Source organism: Salinisphaera sp., from assembly GCF_035690525.1.
Taxonomy (GTDB): Bacteria; Pseudomonadota; Gammaproteobacteria; order Nevskiales; family Salinisphaeraceae; genus Salinisphaera.
The window spans coordinates 47,868-70,930 of the sequence record NZ_DASSKM010000135.1; the positions used below are offsets into that span (position 1 = coordinate 47,868).

Sequence of the window (23,063 nt, forward strand, 5' to 3'; positions counted from 1 at the left end):
CTAGCGCCTGATTTCGTGCCAGGTACGACGGCCGTCCGGTTGTCCATCGGTTTTAACGTTGATTTGTGTCGACGACGCGTCGCTTGCCGGCAGTACAACCCGGTCGCCGTCGTTTTCGCGATCGATCATGAATGTAGCGGCACCGGGCGCGCCTTGTGTGATTCCGATGCCGGAAACGCCGATCTGGACGGTTTCGCCGTCCACGGTCGCTTCTACCTTATCTTGCTGATTGAAAAGGTGGTCGCCGTTTAAATCGAACGCCGGAAAACCGGTGCGTCCGCCGGTTGCCGCGTCCAATAACATGAAAAAGCCGCTACCACCCGGAATGCATGGTTGTGTTTTGGGGATCGTGGTGCTGAGGCTGACCGTGCTGCCTTGCAACCGCAGATCGCTAATGACGAGCTCGCCAGGCGTTAGGTCGAGCACCCAGCCGCGCTGGCTGTCTTCGTTTGATGGCGGCGGTGGCCGGTGGTCTTCATCGTCGTCATCCTCGTCCTCGTCGTCATCTTCATCCTCATCGTCGTCATGCTTTCGCGAAGGCTTAGCCTTTGTATTGTCTGTTTGCTGATAGGCGACGGAATTGGCACTGACCACGCGATAAGTGGCGCCATCCACGGACACGTTCTGGAGCAAGGTCTGCGCGGTCAACTCCTCACGCGTGATCGCGGCCTGCTTGCCGGGCTTGGGTTTTCCCGGTTTGGCCGCGTCGGCCGTGAACACGTCGGGATCCCAAATCCCGTATATGCTGTTGTGGACCGATTCGTCCAGGACGGCGTCGTCATTTTCCAGATATTTGCCGGTGCCGAAATAGACCATCACCCCGTAGTCTTTGCCATAGGGATGGATGCCGACCTGCGGCTGGGTGGTGATCGGCTGGGGATCCCCGTTGGTGTCGGTAGCGGTGAACAGCTTGGTGGCCCGCCATCGCTTGAGATCGGAGGAAGTGAGATCGAACTTCCAGAGGTTGCCGTCCAAATCGCCGGCATAGGCGTAGTCGGTGATGAAATCGCCATCCAAGTCGACCGGAAACGGCGAACTGAGGCCGTCGCCGCCGTTTTTGTGCTTGCCCCCGCCCTTGCAATGGTTGCTATTCCCGGGCCCGTCGTCGGCGGTGATTTTTTCAATGAGATTGCCGCTCTTGATGCTCACCAGATACAACACGGGGCAACCGTGGTCGCTGTTGTAGCCGTTGCCGAACATTGCCGCCCAGTCACCGTTGTGCAGGCGCACGATAGACGGCTTGCCGTAGGTCTTGCCGAGGTCCTCGTCGGTGTATTCCCAGAGCACCGTACCGTCCGGGTCGGATTCGGAGAAATTGGACGGGTCGGTAACATCGAGTGCAAAAATGCTGCGTCCGCCGTTGCGCTCGCCGCCGACCAACACCGTATGCCAGGCGCCGTCGAATACCGCGTCGCCCACCACCGGGCTGCCATCCACGTAGTATTGGTGGGTATAGCCCGGGTCGGTGAGCTTGGTTAAATTCAGTAGCACGGCGCTCGGCACGTAGGCGAGCTTTTCCCGCCCCGTGTTGGCGTCGAAGCCATGCAGCATGCCGTCGTTGGCGCCGACGTAGACCATCGGTTCGCGATCGGCGTATTGCTGGGCGAAGCCGGTGCCGTCGGCGGGGTCGCTGTAGGCGCCGATGGCATTTTCCGGCATTGACTTGTCCGGATATCGCAAATCCTGCCAGTACACGGGATAGCGCACGCGCGTCGGTGCGCCGACGTAGACGGGCGTCGAGTGGACGATATCGCCGAGAATATTCTTGCGGCGGTCGCGGAATGTGCCGCCGCGGCTTCGTTCTTGGCTGCGGTCGCCGCGGATATAGGCAATTTGCGCCCTGTACTTGGCAGTAGAGTCAGTATCAGGAAGCAGATCCGGACGAAACGCGACGGCAATGCTATCGTTCCTTTTGCCGTAGCTTCGAGGGATCGACGTCAGGATCACGCGGTCGTCCGGGTTCATGTCAGTCAGCAGAGTCGAGGCCTGCCAGATCGGCTCTGCTGTGCTGGCCGTATCGTCCGGTCCGGCTGGATAGGCGGCAAGCTCACCGCTCCAATGGGCGCTTTTAAAGCTGGCCCGGTAACTCACACTGTCGTTGGACAGGCTGCGACTGTTGGCGGCGATACCGCTGCCCGAGCCGGGGGTATTGATGATTTTATCCAGCACGGTGGAAAATCTTCGGGCGATTTCCTGCGGCGTGTTGGCGTTGAGCAGTTCGCCGCGGGTATTGACGGTGGCGTGCCAGAGATCGTCGATTTGTTCCTTGCCGTAGACGCCGGTGTTCGGTGCGGGCCAAGTCGGCGGATTGCTGTAGGGATCGGCGTTTTTCTGAGGATAGTTGGGATTATCGTAAAAGACTCCCTGCTGGTTCAGTACTACGCCGTAGGTGACCATGTGTAGATCTTGCTCGCAGTCCAGCGACGGCGGGGGTTTGGCGGTCTCGCAGGCCACCGGCACGTGTAGCTCATTGCGGGCGGTGCCGTTGGGCGTGGGGCCCAGGTCCTCGTAATAATGCATCGCCACGTCGGCGATTGTATTCGCGTAGCCGTCCGGAAACGGCGGGCCGTATTGTTGGGCGGCTCGGCTGTTCTTGTCGGCGTTGCCGATGCCTTGCACGGTGCCGGAGTTGTAGCCGTCGGTGAACAGGATCGCGAAATTCTGTTGGCAGGGCGAGGTGATGATGCTGCCGTTGGTTTCCAGCTGCTGGCCGAGAAACTTGAGCGCCTGCCGGTTGGGAGTGCCCCGCACATGTGAGAAATCGATGCCGAGGATCGAATCGACGAACGCGGCGCGTGCGCTGGACGCGTCCAGATCGCGCATTACCAGATTTTGCTTGCCAGTGATCGCGTTACTGGTTGTACAGGCGCCCGCGCGTGCGCCGCTGATCTTGCCGAAGGCCGCGGCGATGCCGCCGCGCACCGCCAAGTGGCGCTTGCGATAATAGGTAAACCAGTTGGCAAAGTTCTGGATGACGTTCTGATATTGCGCGGGCGAAGCGAAATTATCCGGCTTGATTTGATAGCCGATCAGCGGTTGTCCATCAGGCCCGGAACCCGACAGCGTGTCTCCGATATAGCCGTCGGGTGGTTTTATTTTTTTTTCAGCAGCAGGGTCGAGATAAAACGTGGCCGGAAAATAGCCAATTGAGGCATATTGATAATAATAACCGCCGTCGGATAGATAATCTAGAAAATTCCCCGAACTCTGCCAGCCATTGCCGTCGTGCAGGTTGAAGTCGATACCGGCCGGGATGGTCATGCCGGAGACGATCAAGAATTGCCCGAATAGCCCGTCGTTAGTAAACGGATGGCTCGGGCCGTCGAGTTTGGCCGGGTCTTCCGGGCCCACGCGCCGGGTCAAGTCCGCGTAGTGGCCTCTGAGCTGCGGGTCGAAGTAGGCGTGCTTCGGGTCCGCATCGCTCATATCGGGCCAGGGCTCGTAGGTTACCGTGGGATTGAAATAAGAGCGGTTGTAGTTGGGCGAGCGGGCAAACGCGAATTTCGGCAGCGGCGGCACGGCGCCGCTGCCGGGACCGCAATAGATGCGGCGATCGCGCGGGCCGGGATCGCTGTCGTTGCAGCCGTTGGGGAACACGTACTCATAGCTGATTCCGGCGCCGTCGTTGTAGCTGCCGTCGGCTTGCACGAACCCCCGGTTGTCGTGATCATCCGAAGGCAACCAGTACAAAACACCGTTGTTCGTCGGAAACAGCAACTCGAAATCCATCGAGCCGGAATCGTCGACCGCGACCATGATGTTGGGTTTGACGTTGGCGCCGGAGAACAGCGGCCGGTCGGCCAGATCCAGAGGTTGCTCATCCTGGGGCTTAGGTTTGCCCTCGGCTTGAGTGCAGATGCCGATTTGCACGAGGATGACGATCAAAAAGCCGGCTAGCCCGAGCAGGCGCCGGTCCGGTCGGTGAAAACAGGCTTTGGCGCGCATCAGTTTTGTTGCTCGTAAATGCTTTGGGTGACCGCGATCGCCGCCGGAGTCGCGCCGTGCGCGCGGGCCGTGATGCGGTAAAAAGCGTTACCTTCGCCGAGGGCGCAGGTGTCCGGATTTAAATCGCGGCATTGGAATTCCAGTATTTCGACAATGAATTTCGCTGTCGGATCATTTGGTTCAGGGCTGTATATTTGAATCTTCGAGTCATCAGACCAGAACTCCGGGCTCAGGAACGCGGAAGAAATATCTTTTACCGAACAACCGAACACGGCATTCTCAGCCCAAATGCGTAGTCCATCGCGAAATTCGCTCGCGCCTTCGTTTTTCCCTTTCTTGCTGTCCATACAATAGTTAATTTGAAGAAAACGCGGGCCTGACTGGTCGCGAACCAGGTTCTCGGCGTAACGCAAGCCGGAATCTGCGTTTTGCCTGGCATGCGATTTATTACGCAGGTTCGACGCCATGCGCTCCTGAAGTGTTGAGGAGTTGATGGCCGAGACAGCAATCAGGGTAATAACCACCAGAAAAATAAGGCTGGTCACAAGAACGAAACCGCGCTGATCGAGCCGTGTTGCAGGATGGGTTTCAGTCATGGCAGTACGTTTCTAAGCGCGACCGTTTGATCCAGAAGCAAGCGCGCACGCCGATCGTTGTACGTGTGGCTGGTGCCGTCGAGAAACCGATAGGTGTGAGCGACGGCGGTGGGCGCTACATTGGCGTCGCTGTGGAGCAGTAGTTGCAGGCGTAGGCTCAGTACGTGGCCCTGGTTTGCCGGGGTTAGCGTGCTGACATAGCGGTCAACCGAGCGATTGTTATTGGTATCGATGCCATAGCTGATCTTGAAGCGGTCGACGTTATCGACCAAGGATCTCTCGTACTTGATTTCGCCGTTCGACGAGCCGCCGGTAGGCCTATCGTTGTCTTCATAGATCACGCAATCGAGCGTCATGTCGTTGGGATCGCTCTTATCGAGCACGAGCGCGAAATCCGCGCTGGCCGGCCGCGGCTTTTGATTGGGGGAACGGCCACCCGGATAACCGTCTATTTCACTACCCGCGCAATCGTGGACCCCGCCCGCGGCCTGGAAACGCAGGCGTACACTATCGTCACTATCGCGACCGGCGCCGTGCGAAGCCGCGATGAAGGCACCGCCGGCGATCGCCAAGTCGTCGCCGGCGTCGCCGTGCGCCGGGAACAAGCGCTCATCGGGTGCATAGAGATTGACGCGATAGCCGGCATGGGCCACGACATTTTCGATCACAAAGCTGACCAGACGGGCGTCCTGCTGCAATCCAGCCATGCTTTGCTGGACGCCGTAGCTTTGCCGATTGCTGAGCAAAATTTGCAGAATGCCGGCGAGCAACAGCAGCGCGATGACCAGCGTGACCATCAATTCGACAAGGCTGAAGCCGCGCTCGGCCGGCAGGGCGCGCGCGCTCATGGCCGCACCACGGTTTGAAAGCAGCGATTGATGATGCCGTCGCTCGTGCCGCAGTTGGTGTCGTCGTTGGGAATGGTCGTGCCGTCGGGATTGCGTTCTTGCCAAGTGACCGTGATGACGTATTCGATGCATTCCGTGCCGTCGTTGCTCGTGCAGGCGACCGTCCCCGAGCCGCCCGGCAGACTCTGATCAAGCCGCTGCTGCCATTCCGCGAAGTCGAAGGCCGCCATTTGCGTAGGGGTACAGGAACTGGCGGTACAGTCGGCCGGTGTGCTTTGACCGCTGCCCGCGCCGTTGCCGTCGTCGCGGTCATAGGCGTTCACGGCCGAGCCGGCCGGATTGGCGCGTATGCGATCGGCCATGCTGTCGGCCGCCAACGTGGCCTGGCTTCGGGCCCTGGAGATTTGCGTACTGACAAGCGCCTCGCTCTGCAGCCCCAGCAGACCGAGCAGGCCAATCGAAATGACGATGACCGTCACCAGGACTTCGAGCAGGGTGAAACCGTGCTGGCCGTGTTGGTGGATCGTTTTTGTAGTACTCATGATCAACTCGGCGGTTGATCGTCGGTACGAATACGTCCGCTACCCGAGATCATGATATAGACGTCGGCCGCGTTGGCCGCCGCTGCCGTGAAGTGGCCTATGCTGCCCATGGCAAAGCCGTTGGCATCGAAGTAGGCGGTATGGGTGATATTCTGATTGCCGGTAATCTGGATCTGCCCGTCCAACGCGCCGTGAACCCGCAGTACCTGATCGATGGCCGGTGGGTCCGTATTGCTGCTCAGTATCGGCGCATATACGATCCAGCCCTGGCTCCAGTTACCCCGGTTTTCACACGTATTGCCGTCGGCGCTCGTGCACAGATACACGGACTTACCGCGTGTAATAGCTTGGCTGCGCGCGTAGTTCAGGTCACCCACCAGATCGTTGACCTGGGCGGTTAGCGCATTGCGCTGCACCAGGCCGCGATAAGATGGAATGGCAATAGTCAGCAGCACCGCCGCTACGGCTAGCGTGACCATCAATTCGAGGAGGGTGAATCCTCGCGCGCCGGCAACCCCCATCACTCGCCCCCCAGACGGCTTGTTCGTCTTAACAATATCGGCAGCCAGCCAGTTTTCTTGCGGACTGCGACGAACGCTGTTACAGGGCCGATGGACGGTGGCCAACAGTCCGAATGGCGCCCATAAAAAAGCGCCAGCGCGCATATTTGCGTCGCTGGCGCCTATATCTTTTGATTTTAAAGCACTGTTGGTGCCGGGGAGAGGAATCGAACCTCCGACCTACTAATTACGAATCAGTTGCTCTACCGACTGAGCTACCCCGGCGACACGCGCGAGGCGCGGAGTATAAAGAAAGCGCACGAATCGGACAATGCCCGGTCGCGACGTACCGGCGATGGAATCGTGACCACCGCGCAAGCGCTGGCGGCGCGGGTTGCATGCCGGCATACTGCACTCGAAAATATCGTAGCGATGCGCTGGATGACGGTGATCCGAAAGTCACCGGCGATTCAGCCAACGCGCCATAGAATTTCAGGAGAGGTGGCAGAGCGGTTGATTGCACCGGTCTTGAAAACCGGCAGGGGTGCAAGCCCCTCGTGGGTTCGAATCCCACCCTCTCCGCCATACGACAAGTTGCGCGAATCCGTGACGCGGCCGGCGAGAGGCCGCGAACGCACCGTTATCACTACTATGGAGGATGGAGCGCAATGCAGGATCAGATCTTGATCAATACGGCCCGGTCGTTGATGGCGCCCGGCAAAGGCCTTCTGGCCGCGGACGAGTCGACCGGCACTATCGAGAAGCGGCTTTCCGGTATCGATGTCGAATCCACGGAGCAGACGCGGCGGGCTTATCGCAATCTGCTATTCACCGCCGGTGCCGAAGAGTTTATCAGCGGCGTGATTCTGTTCGAGGAAACGCTGTTCCAGAACGCCGATGACGGCAGGCCGTTCCCCGAGCTGCTGGCCGCCCTGGGTATGATTCCGGGGATTAAGGTGGATCAGGGCGCGAAGCCGCTAGCCGGCAGCCCGGAAGAAAAGATCACCGAAGGCTTGGACGGCCTGCGTGAACGGCTCGTGCGCTACCGCGAGGCCGGCGCGCGGTTCGCGAAATGGCGCGGCGTGATCGATATCGCCGAGGATCGGCCGAGCGACTACTGCATCCGCGTCAACGCGCACGCGCTGGCGCGCTATGCCGCGCTGTGTCAGGAAGCCGGCATCGTGCCAATCGTCGAGCCCGAAGTGCTCATGAATGCCGAGCATTCGATCGCGCGCTGCAAGCAAGTCACCGAAGCGGTGCTCGACGCGGTGTTCGCCGAGCTAAAGGGCCAGCGCGTATTGCTCGAAGGCATGCTGCTCAAGCCCAACATGGTGGTTTCCGGCAAGTATTGTCCGCAACAGGCCGGTATCGATGAAGTCGCGGAGGCGACGCTGCAGTGTTTGAACCGCTGCGTTCCGGCGGCGGTGCCGGGCATCGTCTTTCTATCCGGCGGCCAGGACGACGAGGATGCGACGGCCCATCTCGACGCGATGAATCGTCGCGGGCCGCAGCCGTGGACGCTGTCGTTCTCCTTCGGACGGGCGCTGCAGACGCCGGCGTTGAAGGCATGGCGCGGCCAGGCCGAGAACGCGCCCGCGGCCCAGCAGGCTTATCTCAGGCGCGCTCGGAACAATAGCGCGGCCGCGCGCGGGGAGTATAGTCCCGATATGGAAGGCGCGGCCTGACATCGATGCATCGCGCCGGCCGCTAGCCCGAACCGTGGGCGGTCCGGGCTTTCCGCCAACGGGCTGGCTATGCGAGATACCCAGCTGTTGCGTATCCCGCGCGCGCAGTTCGAATCGCTGGTCGCGCGGCGCCCGCAGGCCATGTTGCAGGTCACCCGTCTGATCGCCGACCGGTTGAGCGATATGGCGCCGATGGCCGTCGCGACATCGTCCAGAGCGGGCGGACCTATGCCATGGGCCGGCGCATCCGGGCGCGGATGTGACTGGCTTCTCATGCGCCTTGTTGCTGGACCCGCCGCGGTCTGCGCCAAGCCGATCGAGTACTGATCTTGGCCGAGGGCGATTAGCGGCCGTTTCTTTCGCGCAATTTGGTCTGGCTGGGTGAGCAAGCGCTGAGGGCGGCGATACGCTTGGCCGGCCGGCGACGGCCGGGCGGTCGACGCCGCTGTGGACCGTGTAGTGCTGCTACCGTTTCAGATGCCGCGCCGCGGCATAGATCATGGGCGCGGCAAGCTGCCGGCTACCACCTCGTTCACCGGCGACCCCTCCAAAGCCAGCGACTTGACGCATTGCCTGCGTAGGTCAAGAATCGAGTTTGGGACGATTGTTGCCATGTACAAACTCGGTCAATCGGGGGCTAACAGTTTGTACTTGAATTGGGCTTGTTGGGCGACAGCCATCCTTTTCCGGTTCAGAAGAGCCAAATAATCAAAATCTCGGGTCGATTAGCGAACCGAGCAGGGGGGTTTAATGCTTTATTATCTTCATGAAATGGGGCGTACCGCCACCATACCCATGCGTATGCTCGCCGATGTTCAGGGGACGCTGCTGCGCCAGCCCTCGAACCCATTGTCGTATACCGCGCTTGGGCGTGGTTTCGCCTCCATGACCAGTGTGTTCGAAGACATGACGCGCCGCTATCAGAAGCCAGCGTTCAACCTCAATACCACTGTGTGCGACGGCCAAACTGTTCCGGTCACCGAAACGATCGTTAAACGGTGGCCCTTCGGGCAACTTAAACGTTTTGTACGCGAAGCCGATCGGCGCCACGATCCGCAGTTGCTGATTGCGGCACCGCTGTCCGGCCACTATGCGACGCTGGTGCGGGCCACGGTCGAAGCGCTGCTGCCCGATCATGACGTCTATGTGACCGACTGGCGCGATGCGCGCATGGTCCCGGTAACCGCGGGCGAATTCGGTCTAGATGACTATGCCGACTATATCGTCGATTTCCTGAGCGATATGGGGCCCAATAGCCACGTGCTCGCCATCTGCCAGGCCGCCGTCCCGGCGCTGGTAGCGACCGCGCTCATGGCCGAGGATGCGCATCCGGCGGCGCCGCGGTCGATAGCGCTCATGGGTGCTCCTATTGACTGCCGTATCGAGCCCACGATACCCGACAAGCTGGCAACAGACCACGACCTGGCCTGGTTCCGGCGGCATATGATTCATATGGTGCCGCCGCCGTATCCAGGCGCCATGCGTTCGGTCTATCCCGGCTTCATGCAGCTCGGCGGGTTCATGAGCATGAATTTGGACCGTCATATCTACGCCTACTGGAACCTGTTCAAATCGATCCAGTCCGGCGACACTGAACAAGTCGATCGACATCGCCGCTTCTATGACGAATATCTCGCCGTCATGGACTTGCCGGCGAAATTCTATCTGGACACGATTGAACGTGTCTTCCAGAAGTTTCATCTCGCGCGCGGCTGTTGGACCCACCGCGGCCGTCCGGTCGATACCGGCGCGATTCGCGATACGGCACTGTTTACGATTGAAGGCCAGAACGACGATATTTCCAGCCCCGGGCAGACCCGGGCCGCGCATTGTTTATGTCCGAACATACCGGATGCCCGGCGTGAGCACTTCTTGCAGTCCGGGGCCGGCCATTACGGCATATTCAGCGGCCGTCGCTGGCGCAGCAATATCGCCCCGCGGCTGCGAGACTTCATTCGCGCATCCTGACCGCATACGGCCCCGGACACATGCCGGGGCAGGTGCGCGGCTTGTTCGGCCAGGATATGTCGCAGCATGGGCGACTGACGCATACGGCGTATTGCGGCCTGCAACGTCGGCGTCAATATATCGTTTTGACGGAAGGGCCCGGCCCGTATCGTGATCGCGCCGGGGCTGATGCAAGGCCGCGCTGCGCGCCCGACTGTGGCTAAAGAATCTTTTGTAACGGGCGATATCGCCAGGGTCGGTCACAGCGGCGGAACGAACTTTTAGTGTCTTCGTCGTCATGCTCATAAAGCGGTCTGGCGCCGGGAGTAAAATGAACAATAATGAAACGCTCGCCTGCATCCTCGGCTCTGCGCAAGACGAAGATCTTTCCGCCGCGGCGCCGGATGCCGTTAATGCATGGACGAATCATCTCGCGACATCCTCGATCGGCGTCGCGGCCGTCGATGCGGCTCAGCGCCCGGTCGGCTTCAATCACGCCTTTGCGCGTATTTTTTGTTGCGACCGGGAGGAAAACGAGCATAGCTTGCCGGCATGGGTTGCACGCTTTTCCGAGTCCGGGGCGGAGACGCTGGAACGCGCCTTACGGGATGCCGACGCCGCATCGCTACAATTCAAAGGCCCGAACGACTCGATAATCTCGATACAAATCGCGGCACTCGAAGGCGAGGCGCGATTGGTCGTCGCACAGGACGTTTCGGGACACGCGCAGGATTTCGAGCCGTTAGCGCACACAGCGCAACGCGACCCGCTTACCGGCCTGGGTAACCGTTTATCGTTGGAAGCGGCGGCTCGGCAATTCGATACAAATGCCGAAAGGCGGTCCACGATCGCGGTGACCATTGTCGACTTGGACCGCTTCAAGCAGGTCAACGACACGCTCGGGCACGCGGCGGGCGATACCTTGCTGCAACTTGTCGCCAAGCGCCTGCGGTCTATCGTGCGTGGTGACGAAGCTATCGTCCGCTTGGGCGGAGACGAATTCGTCATACTCCACACGCACGGCCTCGAGGCGGACGGCGCGATCTCCGTCGGCCGTCGCCTGGTGGATCTGCTCGGTCGGCCGTTTCTCGTCGACGGTCATCAAGTCAACATCGGTGCCAGCGTCGGGATTGCCCTGTCGCAGGCCGGCATCAGCGATGCAAACGAAATGCTCAAGCGTGCCGACTTGGCGATGTACGAGGCCAAAGCGCGGGGGCGTGGCACGTTCCATATCTTCGAGCCCAACTTGGCCGAGCGAGCGCAGCAACGCCGGGAACTCGAAATCAGCCTCCGGCGCGCGCTCGGGCTCAAGCAATTTCTGTTGCATTACCAGCCCCAGGTCACCATGTCCGACGGGCGCGTCATGGGCTTCGAAGCGCTCATTCGTTGGCGACACCCCGAACGCGGCATGATCTCGCCAGCGGACTTCATTCCGCTCGCCGAGGAGATCGGCGAAATTCACGCTATCGGCGCGTGGGCGATTCGCGAGGCCTGCCGGGAAGCGGCGACTTGGCCGGGCGAGCTTTGTATTGCGGTGAATGTCTCCGCGCTGCAGTTTCAGGAGGGGGATATCGTCGGCATCGTGCGCGATGCGTTGGCCCGCTCGGGGTTGGCGCCGCGACGGCTCGAGATCGAAATCACGGAGAGCGTGCTGCTCAATGATACCGAAACGTTGCTGCAAAGCCTTTGGGCCCTGCGGGACATGGGGGTCGGTATCGCAATGGACGATTTCGGCACCGGCTACTCATCGTTGAGCTATCTCAACAGTTTTCCTTTTTCAAAGCTCAAGATCGACCAGTCGTTCATTCAGAACGACGGTTCCCAAAAAACCGGCGCCCTGGTGAACGCGATTTTAAGCCTCGGCGCTAATCTCGGCATGACGACGATCGCGGAAGGCATAGAAACCGATCTGCAGTACCAAAGGCTCGTAGATAGTGGTTGCGCCAGTGCGCAAGGCTATTTGATCAGCCGGCCGCTGCCTTCCGAACGGATTGCGTCTTATTTGGCCACCGGCGACTTTAACCGGCCCTAAAAGGTGTGGACTCGATATGGAAGACGCTATCTATCGTCTGGCGTATGTCAGCCATAACGGAATCGATGGCGACGATCGGGCGCTGCACGGTGAAATCGAACAAATCCTTAATGTCTCGCGCGCGAACAACCAAAGTGCCGGCATCACGGGCGCCTTGATGTTCAACAATGGATGCTTCGCGCAAGTTCTCGAAGGCCCGCATGGCCCGATACAAGATACATTCGAGCGCATTCAATGCGATATGCGGCATCATGACGTCGTTATCCTGGCATTCGACCCAGTCGGAGAACGCCGGTTTTCACGCTGGTCGATGGCCTATCGAGGCACGAGAACCCGCGCCGCCAATCAATTTGCCCATTTCGCAATGGAATCCGGGTTCGACCTGGCCAACCTCGACGGCGACCAGATGTTTAGTTTGCTGCAGAGCCACATGGACGAGGCGGAACAACAAGCTTCCATATGAAAACCCGGTTATTCGGGCCACAATGGCGACAATCGCCGTCCTTATGGAAGACGCGCTGCCGGATGCTCGAACACCGTTTGCTCACAGCGCGCGAGCTTCGAGTGGGTAGCGTTGACGCTATGGCTTTTAAGACGGGTTGCACGCGGCGTCCGCGCACCTTAAAACACTAAAAAACAATGGCCCGGCCCGATATATCGGACCGGCGCCACCACCACCGGGCTCGGCATGTACACGTATCGATCAAACGGCGACGGCATTGATGCCGAGCAGATAAAGGCGCTGCAGCGGCTCGTGCGTAGCGCGGCGCATTCCGTGGATTGTCCGTGGGCGTTGTACTATCGGGAAACCGATGCCGGATTGATGCCCGAGGCCTGGTTTGGCGTAACCGAACCGGCTCCGTATGAATCGGGCCAGGTGTTGTGGCGGCAAGCGGGACTGCGGCCGGCTGACATGCTGGTCATCAACGATGCTTCGATGGAAAGCGGCCTTCCGCTGCCCGATCTGGGCCGGCCCGAAGCGCCGGCGATCCGATTCCTGACCCTGGTCTCGGTCAAGGGGCGCGATAAGAAGATTTTGGGCGTGCTTGCGGTCGCGGATCACCAGCCCCATGCCGGACTCACCGCCGCGCAAACATATGTGCTGCGAACCCATGCCCTGCAGGTGGCGTTGCAGGCCGACCCGCCCCAGCGTTATCGAAAAACCGATGACCGGCAAGACTCGGCGACTTCGGAGCGTTTGCGCCTGCTGGAGTCGGTCGTCGTGCACGCCAACGACGCGGTGTTGATCACCGAGGCCGAGCCGATCGACCTGCCCGGCCCGCGCATCGTCTATTGCAACGCGGCCTTTACCCGCACCACCGGCTATGCCGAGGCCGAAGTGCTGGGCAAGACGCCGCGCATACTACAAACCGAAAAGACCAACCGTGAGTCGCTCGACCGGCTGCGCAAGGCGCTGAAAAAATGGGCGCCCATCGAAGTGGAATTATTGAACACGCGCAAGGACGGTCGCGAATTCTGGGTCGAGCTGAGCATCGTGCCGGTCGCCGACGAGCGCGGCTGGTACACCCATTGGGTATCGGTGCAGCGTGACGTGACCGAGCGCAAACAAGCCGAGGAAATCGCCAGCCGCGCGCGTATCGCGCATGCCGAGAATTTGGTATTGGAGACCAAGCTGCTCGAACGCCAGCGCAACGAAGAGAAGCTCGCCTATGCGGCTTTCCACGACGACCTAACGAAGTTATATAACCGCGCTTATGTCATGGACCGGCTCAACGCGATATTTCGCCGGCTGCGGGCCGAACAGACGTTGGAAGCCGCGATTCTCTACCTGGACATGGACCGATTCAAGCTGGTCAACGACGGTCTCGGGCACCGCGCGGGCGACTTGCTGCTCATGGAAATGGCGCGGCGGCTGGAAAGCTGTTTGCGCGCCGGCGACACCCTGGCGCGCTTCGGCGGCGACGAATTCTTAGTGCTGGTCGAGGGCAAGGCGCACGAAAGCGCGGCCGTGCAATTGGCCGAACGCATCACCGATCGGCTGCGGGCGCCGTTCAAGCTCGGTGAACAGACAATTTTTACGTCCAGCAGCATCGGCATCGTCAACATTACCGAAGACTACGCCAATGCCGAGGACTTGCTGCGCGACGCCGATGTCGCCATGTACGCCGCCAAAGCCGAAGGCACCGGCCGATACGCCATTTTCGCCGGCCCGATGCGCGACCAGGCAATGGAAGCGCTGGCGCTGCAAAACGATCTCAGACAAGCGATCGCGCACAACGAGTTTTCGTTACATTATCAGCCGATTTACGATCCGCTGGAAAATAAGCTGCACGGCGCCGAAGCGTTAATACGCTGGCACCATCCGGAGCGCGGGGCGGTGCCGCCGAATGTGTTCATACCGGTTGCCGAAGAAATTGGCGTTATTCGTGATATCAGCCGCTGGGTCATGTCCGAGGCGTGCGCGCAGTTACAAGTTTGGCGCGAGCAATTTCCCGAGCACGATTTACATCTGAACATCAACATTTCCGCAACTGATTTGAAGTACGCCCGTTTCGTCGCGGAGCTTCAAGAGGTTCTTCAGGCGACCGGCTTCCCGGCCGACCGCCTGCAAATAGAAATGACCGAAAGCGTGTTTCTATCCGATCCGGAAGCCGTCGGTCAGGTACTGGCGGCGGTACGCGGCTTGGGCGTGCAGGTGGCGCTGGACGATTTCGGCACCGGCTATTCTGCGCTGGAATATATCGACAAGTACGAGATCGATGCGATCAAGATCGACCGTACGTTCGTTTGGCGCATGCTCACCCATAAGCGCACGATGGCCATCGTGGAAAGCATCCTGAGCCTCGGCCGTACCCTGGGCCTGGATATCGTCGCCGAAGGCGTCGAAACCTGGGCGCAGTACGACATGCTTCACACCATGCGCTGTCCCTACGTGCAGGGCTTTTTGTTCTGGCGGCCGATGCCGCCGCCTGAAATGGATGCATTTCTTGATGCGGCGCGCGATAGGATTCGGTTCGACAGCCCTAGTCGATGAGCAGCTCGCCGATCAACGTCCCGATTAACGTTTCATAGATACCGGCCAGCCGGTCCACATGTGCGGCCTCGATATGCTCGTCGAGCTGATGGATCGAGGCGTTGAGCGGCCCGAGTTCGATCACCTCGGCGCCGGTCGGGGCGATGAAACGGCCATCCGAGGTGCCGCCGGCGGTCGAAAGCGTTGTGTCGTACCCGCAATGCCGGCGGATCGCGCGCCGTGCGGCGTCGATCAGCGCGCCCTCCGTCGTGATGAAGGGCCGGCCCGACAGGCGCCATTCGATCGCCCCGGCGTCGACGCCGTGGCAGTCGCAGTAGTCGTGGACCACCGATTGAATCGATTCGACGCTCTGCAGCGGCGAGAAACGCCAGTTGAACACCGCCTCGGCTTCGCCCGGGATTATGTTTTCCGCGCCGGTGCCGGCGTGAAGATGGGACACTTGGAACGACGTCGGTGGGAAGAAGGCATCGCCGTCGTCCCAGCGATGGGCGGTCAGATCGTTCAACAATCCGATCAGGCGGTGCAGCGCATTGTCGGCGCGCTGGGGATAGGCGACGTGGCCCTGCCGGCCCCGTACGCGAATACAGGCATTGAGGCTGCCGCGACGGCCGTTCTTGATCGTGTCGGCGAGCTGTGTGGTGCTGGAGGGTTCGCCCAGCAGACAGAAGTCGATGCGCTCGCCGCGCTCGGCGAGCCAGCTCATCACGGCTTGGGTGCCGTCGACCGCCGGGCCTTCCTCGTCGCTGGTGAGCAGGAAGGCGAGGCGGCCGGGGTGGTCGGGATGCGCGGTCCGAAAACGCTCGGCGGCGACAACCAAGGCCGCGACGCTGGATTTCATATCGGCCGCGCCGCGGCCGTACAGCCGGCCGTCGGCTATTTCGGCGGCGAACGGATCGCGGGTCCACTGTTCGGCCGGGCCGGCCGGCACCACATCGGTATGCCCGGCGAGGCAAAGCAGCGGGCCCGAGTCGCCGGCGACGGCCCAGAGGTTGTCGACCGGGCCGAAGCGCAGTCTTTCGATCGCGAAACCGGCACGCGCCAGCCGCTCGGCGATCAGGTCCTGGCAGCCGGCGTCCTCGGGCGTGACCGAAGGCCGGCGAATCAGGGCGCGGGCGAGATCGAGGGCGGGGCTTTCGGACATCAACGACCGGAATCCTCCAGCCACCGGCGAGCGCGGCGACAGGTGTCGCAGGTCTTGATGCCGTAGAGCGTGGTCGTCATTCGGCGTTACGCAGCAGTTCGTTGACGCCGACCTTGGCACGGGTGGATTCATCGACCTTCTTGACGATGATCGCGGCGTTGATCGAGTAGCGCCCGTTATCGCGCGGCAGGCTGCCGGCCACCACCACCGAGCCGGGCGGCACCTCGCCGCGCAGGATCTGGTCGGTTTCGCGGTCGTAGATCGGGGTCGAGGCGCCGATGAACACCCCCATCGAGATCACCGAGCCGCGGCCGATACGCACCCCTTCGACGATCTCGGAGCGGGCGCCGATGAAGCAGCCGTCCTCGATGATGGTGGGCGCGGCCTGCAACGGCTCCAGCACGCCGCCCAAGCCCGCGCCGCCGGACAGATGCACACCCTCGCCGACTTGGGCGCAGGAGCCGACCGTGGCCCAGGTGTCGATCATCGAACCGGCCCCGACATAGGCGCCGATGTTGACGTAGCTAGGCATGACGACGGCGTTGGGCGCGATATGGGCGCCGCGACGGACCATGGCCGGCGGCACGATACGCGCGCCTTGCTTGTTGAACGCGGCGTCGTCGTAGTCGGCGTACTTGGCGGGCACCTTGTCGAAATACCGGGTGTGGCCGCCGTCGATCGCCGTGTTGTCGCGCAGTCGGAACGACAGCAGCACGGCTTTTTTCAGCCACTCGTTGACCTGCCAACCGCCGGCCGCGGGCTCGGCCACGCGCGCCGAGCCGTCGTCGAGCATCGCCAGGGCGGATTCGACGGCGTCGACGATCGACTTGTCCGCCGAGGAAGGCGAGAGCCGGTCGCGGTGGTCGAAGGCGTCTTCGATGATCTGCTGTATGTCGGCCATGCTCGCTCCGCTACAAGGGTAATGAAACCAAGGCGCGCGAGTTTAACGCGGAATCGCGGCCCGACCCAGTGTTGCTATGCTGTCGCGGCCGGCGCCTGCGACGCGGCATGCCGGCGGACCAGGGCGGCGAATCGGTGCCCGGCCTCGCTCGGACGTTCGCCGCGCCGGGTCAGGATGCCGAACGGGGCGAGCGCCTGGCCGAGCGCGACCGGCAGCGGGGTCAGCACGCCGAAATCGAGATAATCCTGTACCACCGATTCGGCCATCACGAGGATCGCGTCGCTGCGCTTGACCAGTTGCAGCGCGGCGAAGATCGAGCCGCATTCGACCACGTCGCGCGGCGAAACCAGGCCGCGCTGCTCGAGTTCTTTTTCCAGTGCCTGGCGGGCCGGCGTCTCCACCGGCTGAAGCAGCCAAGGCCAGTCCTCGAGTAGATCGGCGAGGACCGGTGCGGGGTGCTTAACCAGCGCATGCCCGCGCCGCACCACGGCGATCATGCGCTCGTTGCCCAGCGGCTCGAAATCGAATTCGTTGTGCTGGAGCGCGGAGGAAAAGCGGGCGATGGCCATATCGATCTGGCTGCGCGAGAGCAGGTCGAGCAGCTGATCGCTGGTCTCGCCCATCAGGCGGATGCGCAGCAGTGGCCGGTCCTGCTTCATTTCGATCACCGCGCGTGCGACCAGATCGGGAGCGGCGCCCATGATGGCGCCGATGGCCAGTTCGCCGCCGTCGCCGGTGCGAAAACGTTGCAACTCCTCGGCACAGCGGTCCAGACGCGTAAGCGCATTGTGCGCGAAGGCCACCAGCACCACGCCGAGACGGGTCGGCGTCACGCCCTTGGCGTCGCGGGTGAACAGCTGGCTGTCGAAGGTGGTCTCGATCTCGCGCAGCATGCGGGTCGCCGCGGGCTGCGAAATGTTCATCGCTTCGGCCACGCGATGCATGTTGCGCCGCTCGTCGAGCAGGCGGATCAGCAGCAGGTGCTTGTATCGCAGCCGATTGAGCAGGGTGGTGTGGGAAACCAGGGCCATGATGTCGACCGGGCCGTGGGGCGGAGCATGGCAATACCCTAATGCTATCGCGCACCTCGCGCCTCCGACATTGGTCGCAGATGGAGGGGTAGAAACGAAACCGTGGTTCCTCGGAAAGCCCGTCAGCTCTGGTTTGCCGATGTTTGATAACCATAGCGTATTGCATGCCCCGTTCGCGGTATTGGTCGCCGCTCGTGCCCGCCTGTTATCCCAGTATTCGTAACGATACGACCGGCGTATACAGGAGCGTTTCACGATGGCGATGCCGACGATCAAGCAGATTCGGGCCTATACGGTGCGCGGCGGCGGGGCCGATTACCACGATCAGGGCGAAGGCCACTGGATCGACAGTCAGATCGCCACGCCGATGAGCAAGTATCCCGAGTACCGCGCCAAGCGCCGCAACTTCGGGCTCAACGTGCTGGGTACGCTGGTGGTCGAAGTGGAAGCCTCGGACGGCACGGTCGGTTTCGGCGTGACCACGGCCGGCGAGCCGGGCGCCTTTATCGTCGAAAAGCATCTGGCCCGCTTCATTGAGGGCCAAAAAGTCACCGACATCGAAAAGATGTGGGATCAGATGTTCAACGCCACGCTGTTCTATGGGCGCAAGGGCATCGTGCTGAACACCATCTCCGGCGTCGATCTGGCGCTCTGGGATTTGCTGGGCAAGGTACGCAGCGAACCGGTGCACGCCATGCTCGGCGGGCCCGTGCGCGATGAGCTTATTTTTTATGCCACCGGCGCGCGACCGGACCTGGCCAAGGACATGGGCTTCATCGGCGGCAAGCTGCCGCTCAAGCACGGCCCGGCGGAATTCGACGCAGGGCTTGCGGCCAATCTCGAGCAGCTCGCCGACATGCGGGCCCGGGTTGGCGACGACTTTTGGCTAATGTTCGATTGCTGGATGAGCCTGAACGTTGAATATGCCACGCGGCTGGCGTTTGGGGCGGCCGAGTACGGTCTGAAATGGATCGAGGAGGCATTGGTTCCGGACGATTACTGGGGCTACGCCGAATTGCGGGCCAACGTGCCGGCCGGGATGTGGGTCAACACTGGCGAGCACGAGGCCACGCGCTGGGGCTTTCGCATGCTGCTGGAAATGGACTGCTGCGACGTGATCCAGCCGGATGTCGGCTGGTGCGGCGGCGTGACCGAGCTGATCAAAATCTCGGCGCTGGCCGACGCCCATCGGAAACTGGTCATTCCGCACGGCTCGTCGGTCTACAGCTATCACTTCGTGATCACACGGCATAACAGCCCGTTCTCGGAATTTCTGATGATGGCGCCGGACGCCGATGAGGTCGTGCCCATGTTCACGCCGTTGCTGGAAGGCGAGCCGGTGCCGGAGAACGGGCGCATCAAGGCGTCCACGCTGGATAAGCCGGGTTTCGGGGTGACGATCGCCGCAAACGCCGATCTCGCCCGGCCTTATACACACTAATGATCGCTCGCGCCTTCGAAATGCAGCTTTACCTCGGCCGGATCGACGAGTACCGCCGGCGCCGCGACGGCGCCGCCTGAGGGAGGGGAAGCCGGCATGGAAATCGTCGACGCGCATGTGCATTTTTGGGAGATCGGGCAGGGTAATCAGCCGTGGCTGGAACACCCGGAACCCAATCTTTTGGGCGATTACAGCCCGATGGCGCATGACTACGGGCCGGCCGAGCTGCGGGCCGACGCGGGCCGGCTGGCGCTGGCCGGGGCCGTGCATATAGAGGCCGATGCCGTGGACCCACGGGCTGAAACCCGCTGGCTGGTCGACCAGATCGATGAAACGGCTTCGCCCGTGCTGCCGTCGGTTCTGGTGGTCGGCGCGGATCTGTCGCGATCCGATGCCGTCGAGACCCTGGAAGCCCAGATGGCCATGACGCCACGCGTTCGCGGTGTACGCCAGATCCTGAATGTGCACGCCGATCCCTTGTTCGACTATGTCGGCCGGCATTACATGGCGGAACCGGTCTGGCGGTCTAATTTCGCCCGGCTCTGCGCGCTCGGCCTGTCGTTCGATCTACAAATCTATCCGTCGCAGATGAAACAGGCGGCCGCGCTGGCCGCCGAGCATCCGCAGACGAGCTTGGTGCTCAATCACGCGGGCATGTATGTCGATCGCCACGGCGTGGCGGGCTGGCGCGAATGGCGCGACGGGCTGCGTGCGCTGGCCGCGCGCGACAACGTCGCGATAAAGCTCTCCGGCTTCGGCATGCTGGATCATCGCTGGACCGTCGATAGCATTCGCCCGCTGATTCTCGAGGCGATCGATGCCTTCGGCGTCGGGCGTTGTCTGTTCGCCTCCAACTTTCCGGTGGACAGCCTGTACGCGCGCTACGGCGATATCTGGCGCGCCTATGCGGACGTGGTCGCCGACGCCAGCGCCGCTGAAAAACAGGCGCTGTTCGCCGACAACGCGCGCCGGGTGTATCGCATTCATAGCCAGGAGAAGATTTGATGCTGCTCGAACACAAGAATGTCATGGTGACCGGCGGTTCGCGCGGCATCGGCCGGGCCATCGCGTTGGCCTGCGCGGCGCACGGCGCGAACGTTGCGATCAGCGCCGAGGACACGGCCGCCGAGCGCGAAACGCTGGCGGCGACGGCCGCCGAGATCGAGGCGTACGGCGTGAAATCCGCTTGGGCCGCGGCATCCGCGGAAAAACCGGAGACCGGCGACGTGCTGGTCGAAACCGCGGTCAACGCCTTCGGCCGGCTGGACGTGTTCGTCAACAACGCCGGTATTTGTCCGTTTCATTCGTTTCTGGATATGCCGCGCGAGACTTATCTCAAGACCGTGGACGTGAACTTGAACGGCGCCTTCTTCGCCGTGCAGGCGGCGGCCAATCAGATGGTCGAGCAGGGCGGCGGCGGGTCAATCGTGGCCGTCAGCTCCATTTCGGCATTGGTCGGCGGCGGCATGCAGACCCACTACACCCCGACCAAGGCCGGCGTGGCCTCGTTGATGCAATCCACCGCGATCGCGCTCGGCCCGTACGGCATCCGCTGCAACGCGCTGCTGCCGGGCACGATCGAGACCGATATCAACCGCGAGGATCTGTCCGATCCGGCCAAACGCGACTACATGGTTTCGCGTACACCGCTCGGCCGGCTCGGCGCGCCCGACGATATGGGCGGGCCGGCCGTGTTCCTGGCCTCGGACTTGGCCAAATATGTGACGGGGGCGGCGTTATTGGTCGACGGCGGGCTATACGTCAATCTGCAGTAGTCCACGTCACGTTACAGGCAACTCGTTATGGAACTTCCCGCCAACGCATTCAAGTCCGAACTCGCCGCGAAACAGGCGCCGCTGTACGGCTGCTGGCTCGGTCTGGCCAATGCCTACACCGCCGAGATCGTCGCCACCGCCGGTTTCGACTGGCTGCTGATCGACGGCGAGCATGCGCCGAACACGGTCGTGACCATCCTCGAGCAGTTGCGTGCGACCGAAAACTATCCGGCGGCATCGATCGTGCGCGCGGTCAATCACGATCCGGCGCTGATCAAGCAGCTATTGGATATCGGCGCCCAGACGCTAATGGTGCCGATGGTCGAAACCGGCGCGCAGGCCGAGGCGTTGGTCGCCGCGATGCGCTATGCGCCGGCGGGCATTCGCGGCATGGGCGCCGGCGTGATCCGCGCGGATCGCTGGGGCTCGGTGGCCGATTACGCCACGCGCGCGGCCGAGTCGCTGTGTTTGATCACGCAGGTGGAGTCCAAGACCGGCGTGGACAACGCCCGCGCGATCGCGAATACGGACGGTGTCGACGCGGTATTTGTCGGCCCGTCCGATCTGTCGACCAATATGGGCCATGTCGGTGATCCGGGGCACGCGGATGTGCAGGCCGCGATTTCGCGGGTGCTGGAAGTGACCAAGGCGGCCGGTAAGGCCGCCGGCATTCTCGCGCCGGCCGAAGCCGATACCAACCGTTATCGCGAGGCGGGCTTCGATTTCATCGCCACCGGGCTCGACGTGGCCCTACTCAAGACCGCCGCCGAGGCCAATGCCGCCCGTCATCGCGGCGGCACAACGTCCGCCGAGCGCGGCACCTATTGATCCGAAGCGGGGCGTCGGCCCCGCGCTCACCCCAGCGAGGAGAGACAAATGAGCGACGTGACGAACTACGAAAACTATATCGGCGGCGCGTTTGCGCCCTCGGCGTCCGGCGAGACCCGCGACAATCACAATCCCGCGACCGGGGCGCTGCTTTCGCGCGTGCCCGAATCCGACGCCAACGACGTGCAGCGCGCGGTGGAAGCCGCCCGCGGGGCGCAGAAAGCCTGGGCCGCCCGGCCGGCGATCGAGCGCGCGGGCTATCTGCACAAGCTGGCCGACAAACTCCGCGCCAACGTCGATCAACTGGCGGCGATCATCGTGGCCGAGCAGGGCAAGGTGGCCGGCCTGGCCGAGGTCGAGGTGAATTTCACCGCCGAATATCTGGATTATATGGGCCAGTGGGCGCGCCGGATCGAGGGCGAGATCATCGAAAGCGACCGGCCCGGCGAGCATATGTTCCTGTTCCGCAAGCCGCTTGGCGTGGTCGCCGGCATTCTGCCGTGGAATTTTCCGTTCTTTCTGATCGCCCGCAAGATGGCGCCGGCGCTGGTGACTGGCAATACCATCGTGATCAAGCCGAGCGAGGAAACACCGAACAATTGCTTCGAGTTCACGAAGCTGCTCGATACTATCGATCTGCCGAAAGGCGTGTTCAACGTCGTTTCCGGCGGCGGCGCCACCACCGGCAGCGCGCTGACCGCGCACCGCGGCGTCGATCTGATCAGCTTCACCGGTAGCGTGGCGACCGGCTCGGCGATCATGCACAACGCCGCCGACAACATCACCAAGGTCAATCTCGAACTCGGCGGCAAGGCGCCGGCGATCGTGCTGGGCGACGCCGATCTCGATCTGGCGG

General features: G+C 62.0%; 19 protein-coding genes and 2 tRNA genes. 12 read left to right on the forward strand and 9 right to left on the reverse strand.

Annotated elements, in window-relative coordinates; all coding sequences use genetic code 11:
• From VFJ08_RS10315 to VFJ08_RS10340, 6 genes are all read right to left on the reverse strand, one after another.
• Positions 1 to 3,729 carry a pilus assembly protein gene (locus VFJ08_RS10315; protein ID WP_324997123.1) on the reverse strand — a complete coding sequence of 1,243 codons (3,729 nt, stop codon included), beginning with the start codon at positions 3,727 to 3,729 and terminating at the stop codon, positions 1 to 3.
• Between the two features lie 215 nt (positions 3,730 to 3,944).
• Positions 3,945 to 4,541 carry a pilus assembly PilX family protein gene (locus VFJ08_RS10320; RefSeq protein ID WP_324997124.1) on the reverse strand — a complete coding sequence of 199 codons (597 nt, stop codon included), beginning with the start codon at positions 4,539 to 4,541 and terminating at the stop codon, positions 3,945 to 3,947.
• Positions 4,538 to 5,389 carry a PilW family protein gene (locus tag VFJ08_RS10325; protein WP_324997125.1) on the reverse strand — a complete coding sequence of 284 codons (852 nt, stop codon included), beginning with the start codon at positions 5,387 to 5,389 and terminating at the stop codon, positions 4,538 to 4,540. Before VFJ08_RS10325 ends, VFJ08_RS10320 begins: the two co-directional genes overlap by 4 nt.
• Complete coding sequence (pilV, locus tag VFJ08_RS10330; RefSeq protein WP_324997126.1) at positions 5,386 to 5,931, reverse strand: type IV pilus modification protein PilV; 546 nt, start codon at positions 5,929 to 5,931, stop codon at positions 5,386 to 5,388. The genes VFJ08_RS10325 and pilV overlap by 4 nt, the downstream gene beginning before the upstream one ends.
• A 2-nt stretch (positions 5,932 to 5,933) precedes the next feature.
• Entirely contained in the window at positions 5,934 to 6,452 is a 519-nt protein-coding gene (locus tag VFJ08_RS10335) for a GspH/FimT family pseudopilin (protein WP_324997127.1), read from the reverse strand.
• A 188-nt stretch (positions 6,453 to 6,640) separates the two neighbouring features.
• Positions 6,641 to 6,716: transfer RNA gene (locus VFJ08_RS10340), tRNA-Thr, on the reverse strand.
• Positions 6,717 to 6,926: 210 nt separating this feature from the next.
• Here VFJ08_RS10340 and VFJ08_RS10345 point away from each other — a divergent pair.
• The 7 genes from VFJ08_RS10345 to VFJ08_RS10375 all read left to right on the forward strand — a co-directional run bounded on the left by VFJ08_RS10345 (position 6,927) and on the right by VFJ08_RS10375 (position 15,090).
• Positions 6,927 to 7,016: transfer RNA gene (locus tag VFJ08_RS10345), tRNA-Ser, on the forward strand.
• An 83-nt stretch (positions 7,017 to 7,099) separates the two neighbouring features.
• Positions 7,100 to 8,116 (forward strand): class I fructose-bisphosphate aldolase, encoded by a 1,017-nt coding sequence (locus VFJ08_RS10350; protein WP_324997128.1) that lies wholly within the window; start codon positions 7,100 to 7,102, stop codon positions 8,114 to 8,116.
• Positions 8,117 to 8,185: 69 nt separating this feature from the next.
• Positions 8,186 to 8,443: a hypothetical protein gene (locus tag VFJ08_RS10355; protein ID WP_324997129.1), complete on the forward strand. Its 258-nt coding sequence runs from the start codon at positions 8,186 to 8,188 to the stop codon at positions 8,441 to 8,443.
• Between the two features lie 423 nt (positions 8,444 to 8,866).
• Positions 8,867 to 10,084, forward strand: a complete 1,218-nt coding sequence (locus VFJ08_RS10360) for a polyhydroxyalkanoate depolymerase (RefSeq protein ID WP_324997130.1) — start codon at positions 8,867 to 8,869, stop codon at positions 10,082 to 10,084.
• A gap of 277 nt (positions 10,085 to 10,361) precedes the next feature.
• Entirely contained in the window at positions 10,362 to 12,095 is a 1,734-nt protein-coding gene (locus VFJ08_RS10365) for a putative bifunctional diguanylate cyclase/phosphodiesterase (protein ID WP_324997131.1), read from the forward strand.
• Positions 12,096 to 12,111: 16 nt separating this feature from the next.
• A complete protein-coding gene (locus VFJ08_RS10370; protein ID WP_324997132.1) occupies positions 12,112 to 12,558 on the forward strand; it encodes a BLUF domain-containing protein in 447 nt (148 codons plus the stop codon).
• Between the two features lie 225 nt (positions 12,559 to 12,783).
• A complete protein-coding gene (locus tag VFJ08_RS10375; protein WP_324997133.1) occupies positions 12,784 to 15,090 on the forward strand; it encodes a putative bifunctional diguanylate cyclase/phosphodiesterase in 2,307 nt (768 codons plus the stop codon).
• Here VFJ08_RS10375 and dapE read toward each other — a convergent pair.
• The 3 genes from dapE to VFJ08_RS10390 form a co-directional block, all read right to left on the reverse strand.
• Positions 15,080 to 16,231, reverse strand: coding sequence for a succinyl-diaminopimelate desuccinylase (gene dapE, locus VFJ08_RS10380; RefSeq protein WP_324997134.1), 1,152 nt, complete (start codon positions 16,229 to 16,231; stop codon positions 15,080 to 15,082). The genes VFJ08_RS10375 and dapE overlap by 11 nt on opposite strands.
• 76 nt (positions 16,232 to 16,307) lie before the next feature.
• Positions 16,308 to 17,132, reverse strand: a complete 825-nt coding sequence (gene dapD, locus VFJ08_RS10385) for a 2,3,4,5-tetrahydropyridine-2,6-dicarboxylate N-succinyltransferase (protein ID WP_324997135.1) — start codon at positions 17,130 to 17,132, stop codon at positions 16,308 to 16,310.
• A 74-nt stretch (positions 17,133 to 17,206) separates the two neighbouring features.
• Positions 17,207 to 18,163, reverse strand: a complete 957-nt coding sequence (locus VFJ08_RS10390) for a LysR family transcriptional regulator (RefSeq protein WP_324997136.1) — start codon at positions 18,161 to 18,163, stop codon at positions 17,207 to 17,209.
• A 256-nt stretch (positions 18,164 to 18,419) separates the two neighbouring features.
• On the opposite strand from VFJ08_RS10390, the gene rhmD reads away from it, so the two are divergent.
• The 5 genes from rhmD to VFJ08_RS10415 all read left to right on the forward strand — a co-directional run.
• Positions 18,420 to 19,604: an L-rhamnonate dehydratase gene (gene rhmD, locus VFJ08_RS10395; protein ID WP_324997137.1), complete on the forward strand. Its 1,185-nt coding sequence runs from the start codon at positions 18,420 to 18,422 to the stop codon at positions 19,602 to 19,604.
• Positions 19,605 to 19,700: 96 nt separating this feature from the next.
• On the forward strand, positions 19,701 to 20,609 hold the full coding sequence (locus VFJ08_RS10400) for an amidohydrolase family protein (protein ID WP_324997138.1): 909 nt from the start codon (positions 19,701 to 19,703) through the stop codon (positions 20,607 to 20,609).
• Positions 20,609 to 21,379: an SDR family NAD(P)-dependent oxidoreductase gene (locus VFJ08_RS10405; RefSeq protein ID WP_324997139.1), complete on the forward strand. Its 771-nt coding sequence runs from the start codon at positions 20,609 to 20,611 to the stop codon at positions 21,377 to 21,379. The genes VFJ08_RS10400 and VFJ08_RS10405 overlap by 1 nt, the downstream gene beginning before the upstream one ends.
• A 27-nt stretch (positions 21,380 to 21,406) precedes the next feature.
• Complete coding sequence (locus tag VFJ08_RS10410; protein ID WP_324997140.1) at positions 21,407 to 22,207, forward strand: HpcH/HpaI aldolase/citrate lyase family protein; 801 nt, start codon at positions 21,407 to 21,409, stop codon at positions 22,205 to 22,207.
• A gap of 48 nt (positions 22,208 to 22,255) precedes the next feature.
• The coding region (locus tag VFJ08_RS10415) for an aldehyde dehydrogenase family protein (RefSeq protein WP_324997141.1) at positions 22,256 to 23,063 on the forward strand (808 nt) is incomplete at its 3' end.

Bases quoted from the DNA above. Each gene is read 5' to 3' on its own strand.
- dapE (WP_324997134.1), bottom strand. From the start codon at position 16,231: ATGTCCGAAAGCCCCGCCCTCGATCTCGCCCGCGCCCTGATTCGCCGG.
- rhmD (WP_324997137.1), top strand. From the start codon at position 18,420: ATGGCGATGCCGACGATCAAGCAGATTCGGGCCTATACGGTGCGCGGC.
- VFJ08_RS10315 (WP_324997123.1), bottom strand. From the start codon at position 3,729: ATGGATTTCGAGTTGCTGTTTCCGACGAACAACGGTGTTTTGTACTGG.
- pilV (WP_324997126.1), bottom strand. From the start codon at position 5,931: ATGAGTACTACAAAAACGATCCACCAACACGGCCAGCACGGTTTCACC.
- VFJ08_RS10375 (WP_324997133.1), top strand. From the start codon at position 12,784: ATGTACACGTATCGATCAAACGGCGACGGCATTGATGCCGAGCAGATA.
- VFJ08_RS10390 (WP_324997136.1), bottom strand. From the start codon at position 18,163: ATGGCCCTGGTTTCCCACACCACCCTGCTCAATCGGCTGCGATACAAG.
- VFJ08_RS10400 (WP_324997138.1), top strand. From the start codon at position 19,701: ATGGAAATCGTCGACGCGCATGTGCATTTTTGGGAGATCGGGCAGGGT.
- VFJ08_RS10325 (WP_324997125.1), bottom strand. From the start codon at position 5,389: ATGAGCGCGCGCGCCCTGCCGGCCGAGCGCGGCTTCAGCCTTGTCGAA.
- VFJ08_RS10320 (WP_324997124.1), bottom strand. From the start codon at position 4,541: ATGACTGAAACCCATCCTGCAACACGGCTCGATCAGCGCGGTTTCGTT.
- VFJ08_RS10410 (WP_324997140.1), top strand. From the start codon at position 21,407: ATGGAACTTCCCGCCAACGCATTCAAGTCCGAACTCGCCGCGAAACAG.
- VFJ08_RS10405 (WP_324997139.1), top strand. From the start codon at position 20,609: ATGCTGCTCGAACACAAGAATGTCATGGTGACCGGCGGTTCGCGCGGC.
- VFJ08_RS10365 (WP_324997131.1), top strand. From the start codon at position 10,362: ATGCTCATAAAGCGGTCTGGCGCCGGGAGTAAAATGAACAATAATGAA.
- VFJ08_RS10360 (WP_324997130.1), top strand. From the start codon at position 8,867: ATGCTTTATTATCTTCATGAAATGGGGCGTACCGCCACCATACCCATG.
- dapD (WP_324997135.1), bottom strand. From the start codon at position 17,132: ATGGCCGACATACAGCAGATCATCGAAGACGCCTTCGACCACCGCGAC.
- VFJ08_RS10350 (WP_324997128.1), top strand. From the start codon at position 7,100: ATGCAGGATCAGATCTTGATCAATACGGCCCGGTCGTTGATGGCGCCC.
- VFJ08_RS10335 (WP_324997127.1), bottom strand. From the start codon at position 6,452: ATGGGGGTTGCCGGCGCGCGAGGATTCACCCTCCTCGAATTGATGGTC.
- VFJ08_RS10355 (WP_324997129.1), top strand. From the start codon at position 8,186: ATGCGAGATACCCAGCTGTTGCGTATCCCGCGCGCGCAGTTCGAATCG.
- VFJ08_RS10370 (WP_324997132.1), top strand. From the start codon at position 12,112: ATGGAAGACGCTATCTATCGTCTGGCGTATGTCAGCCATAACGGAATC.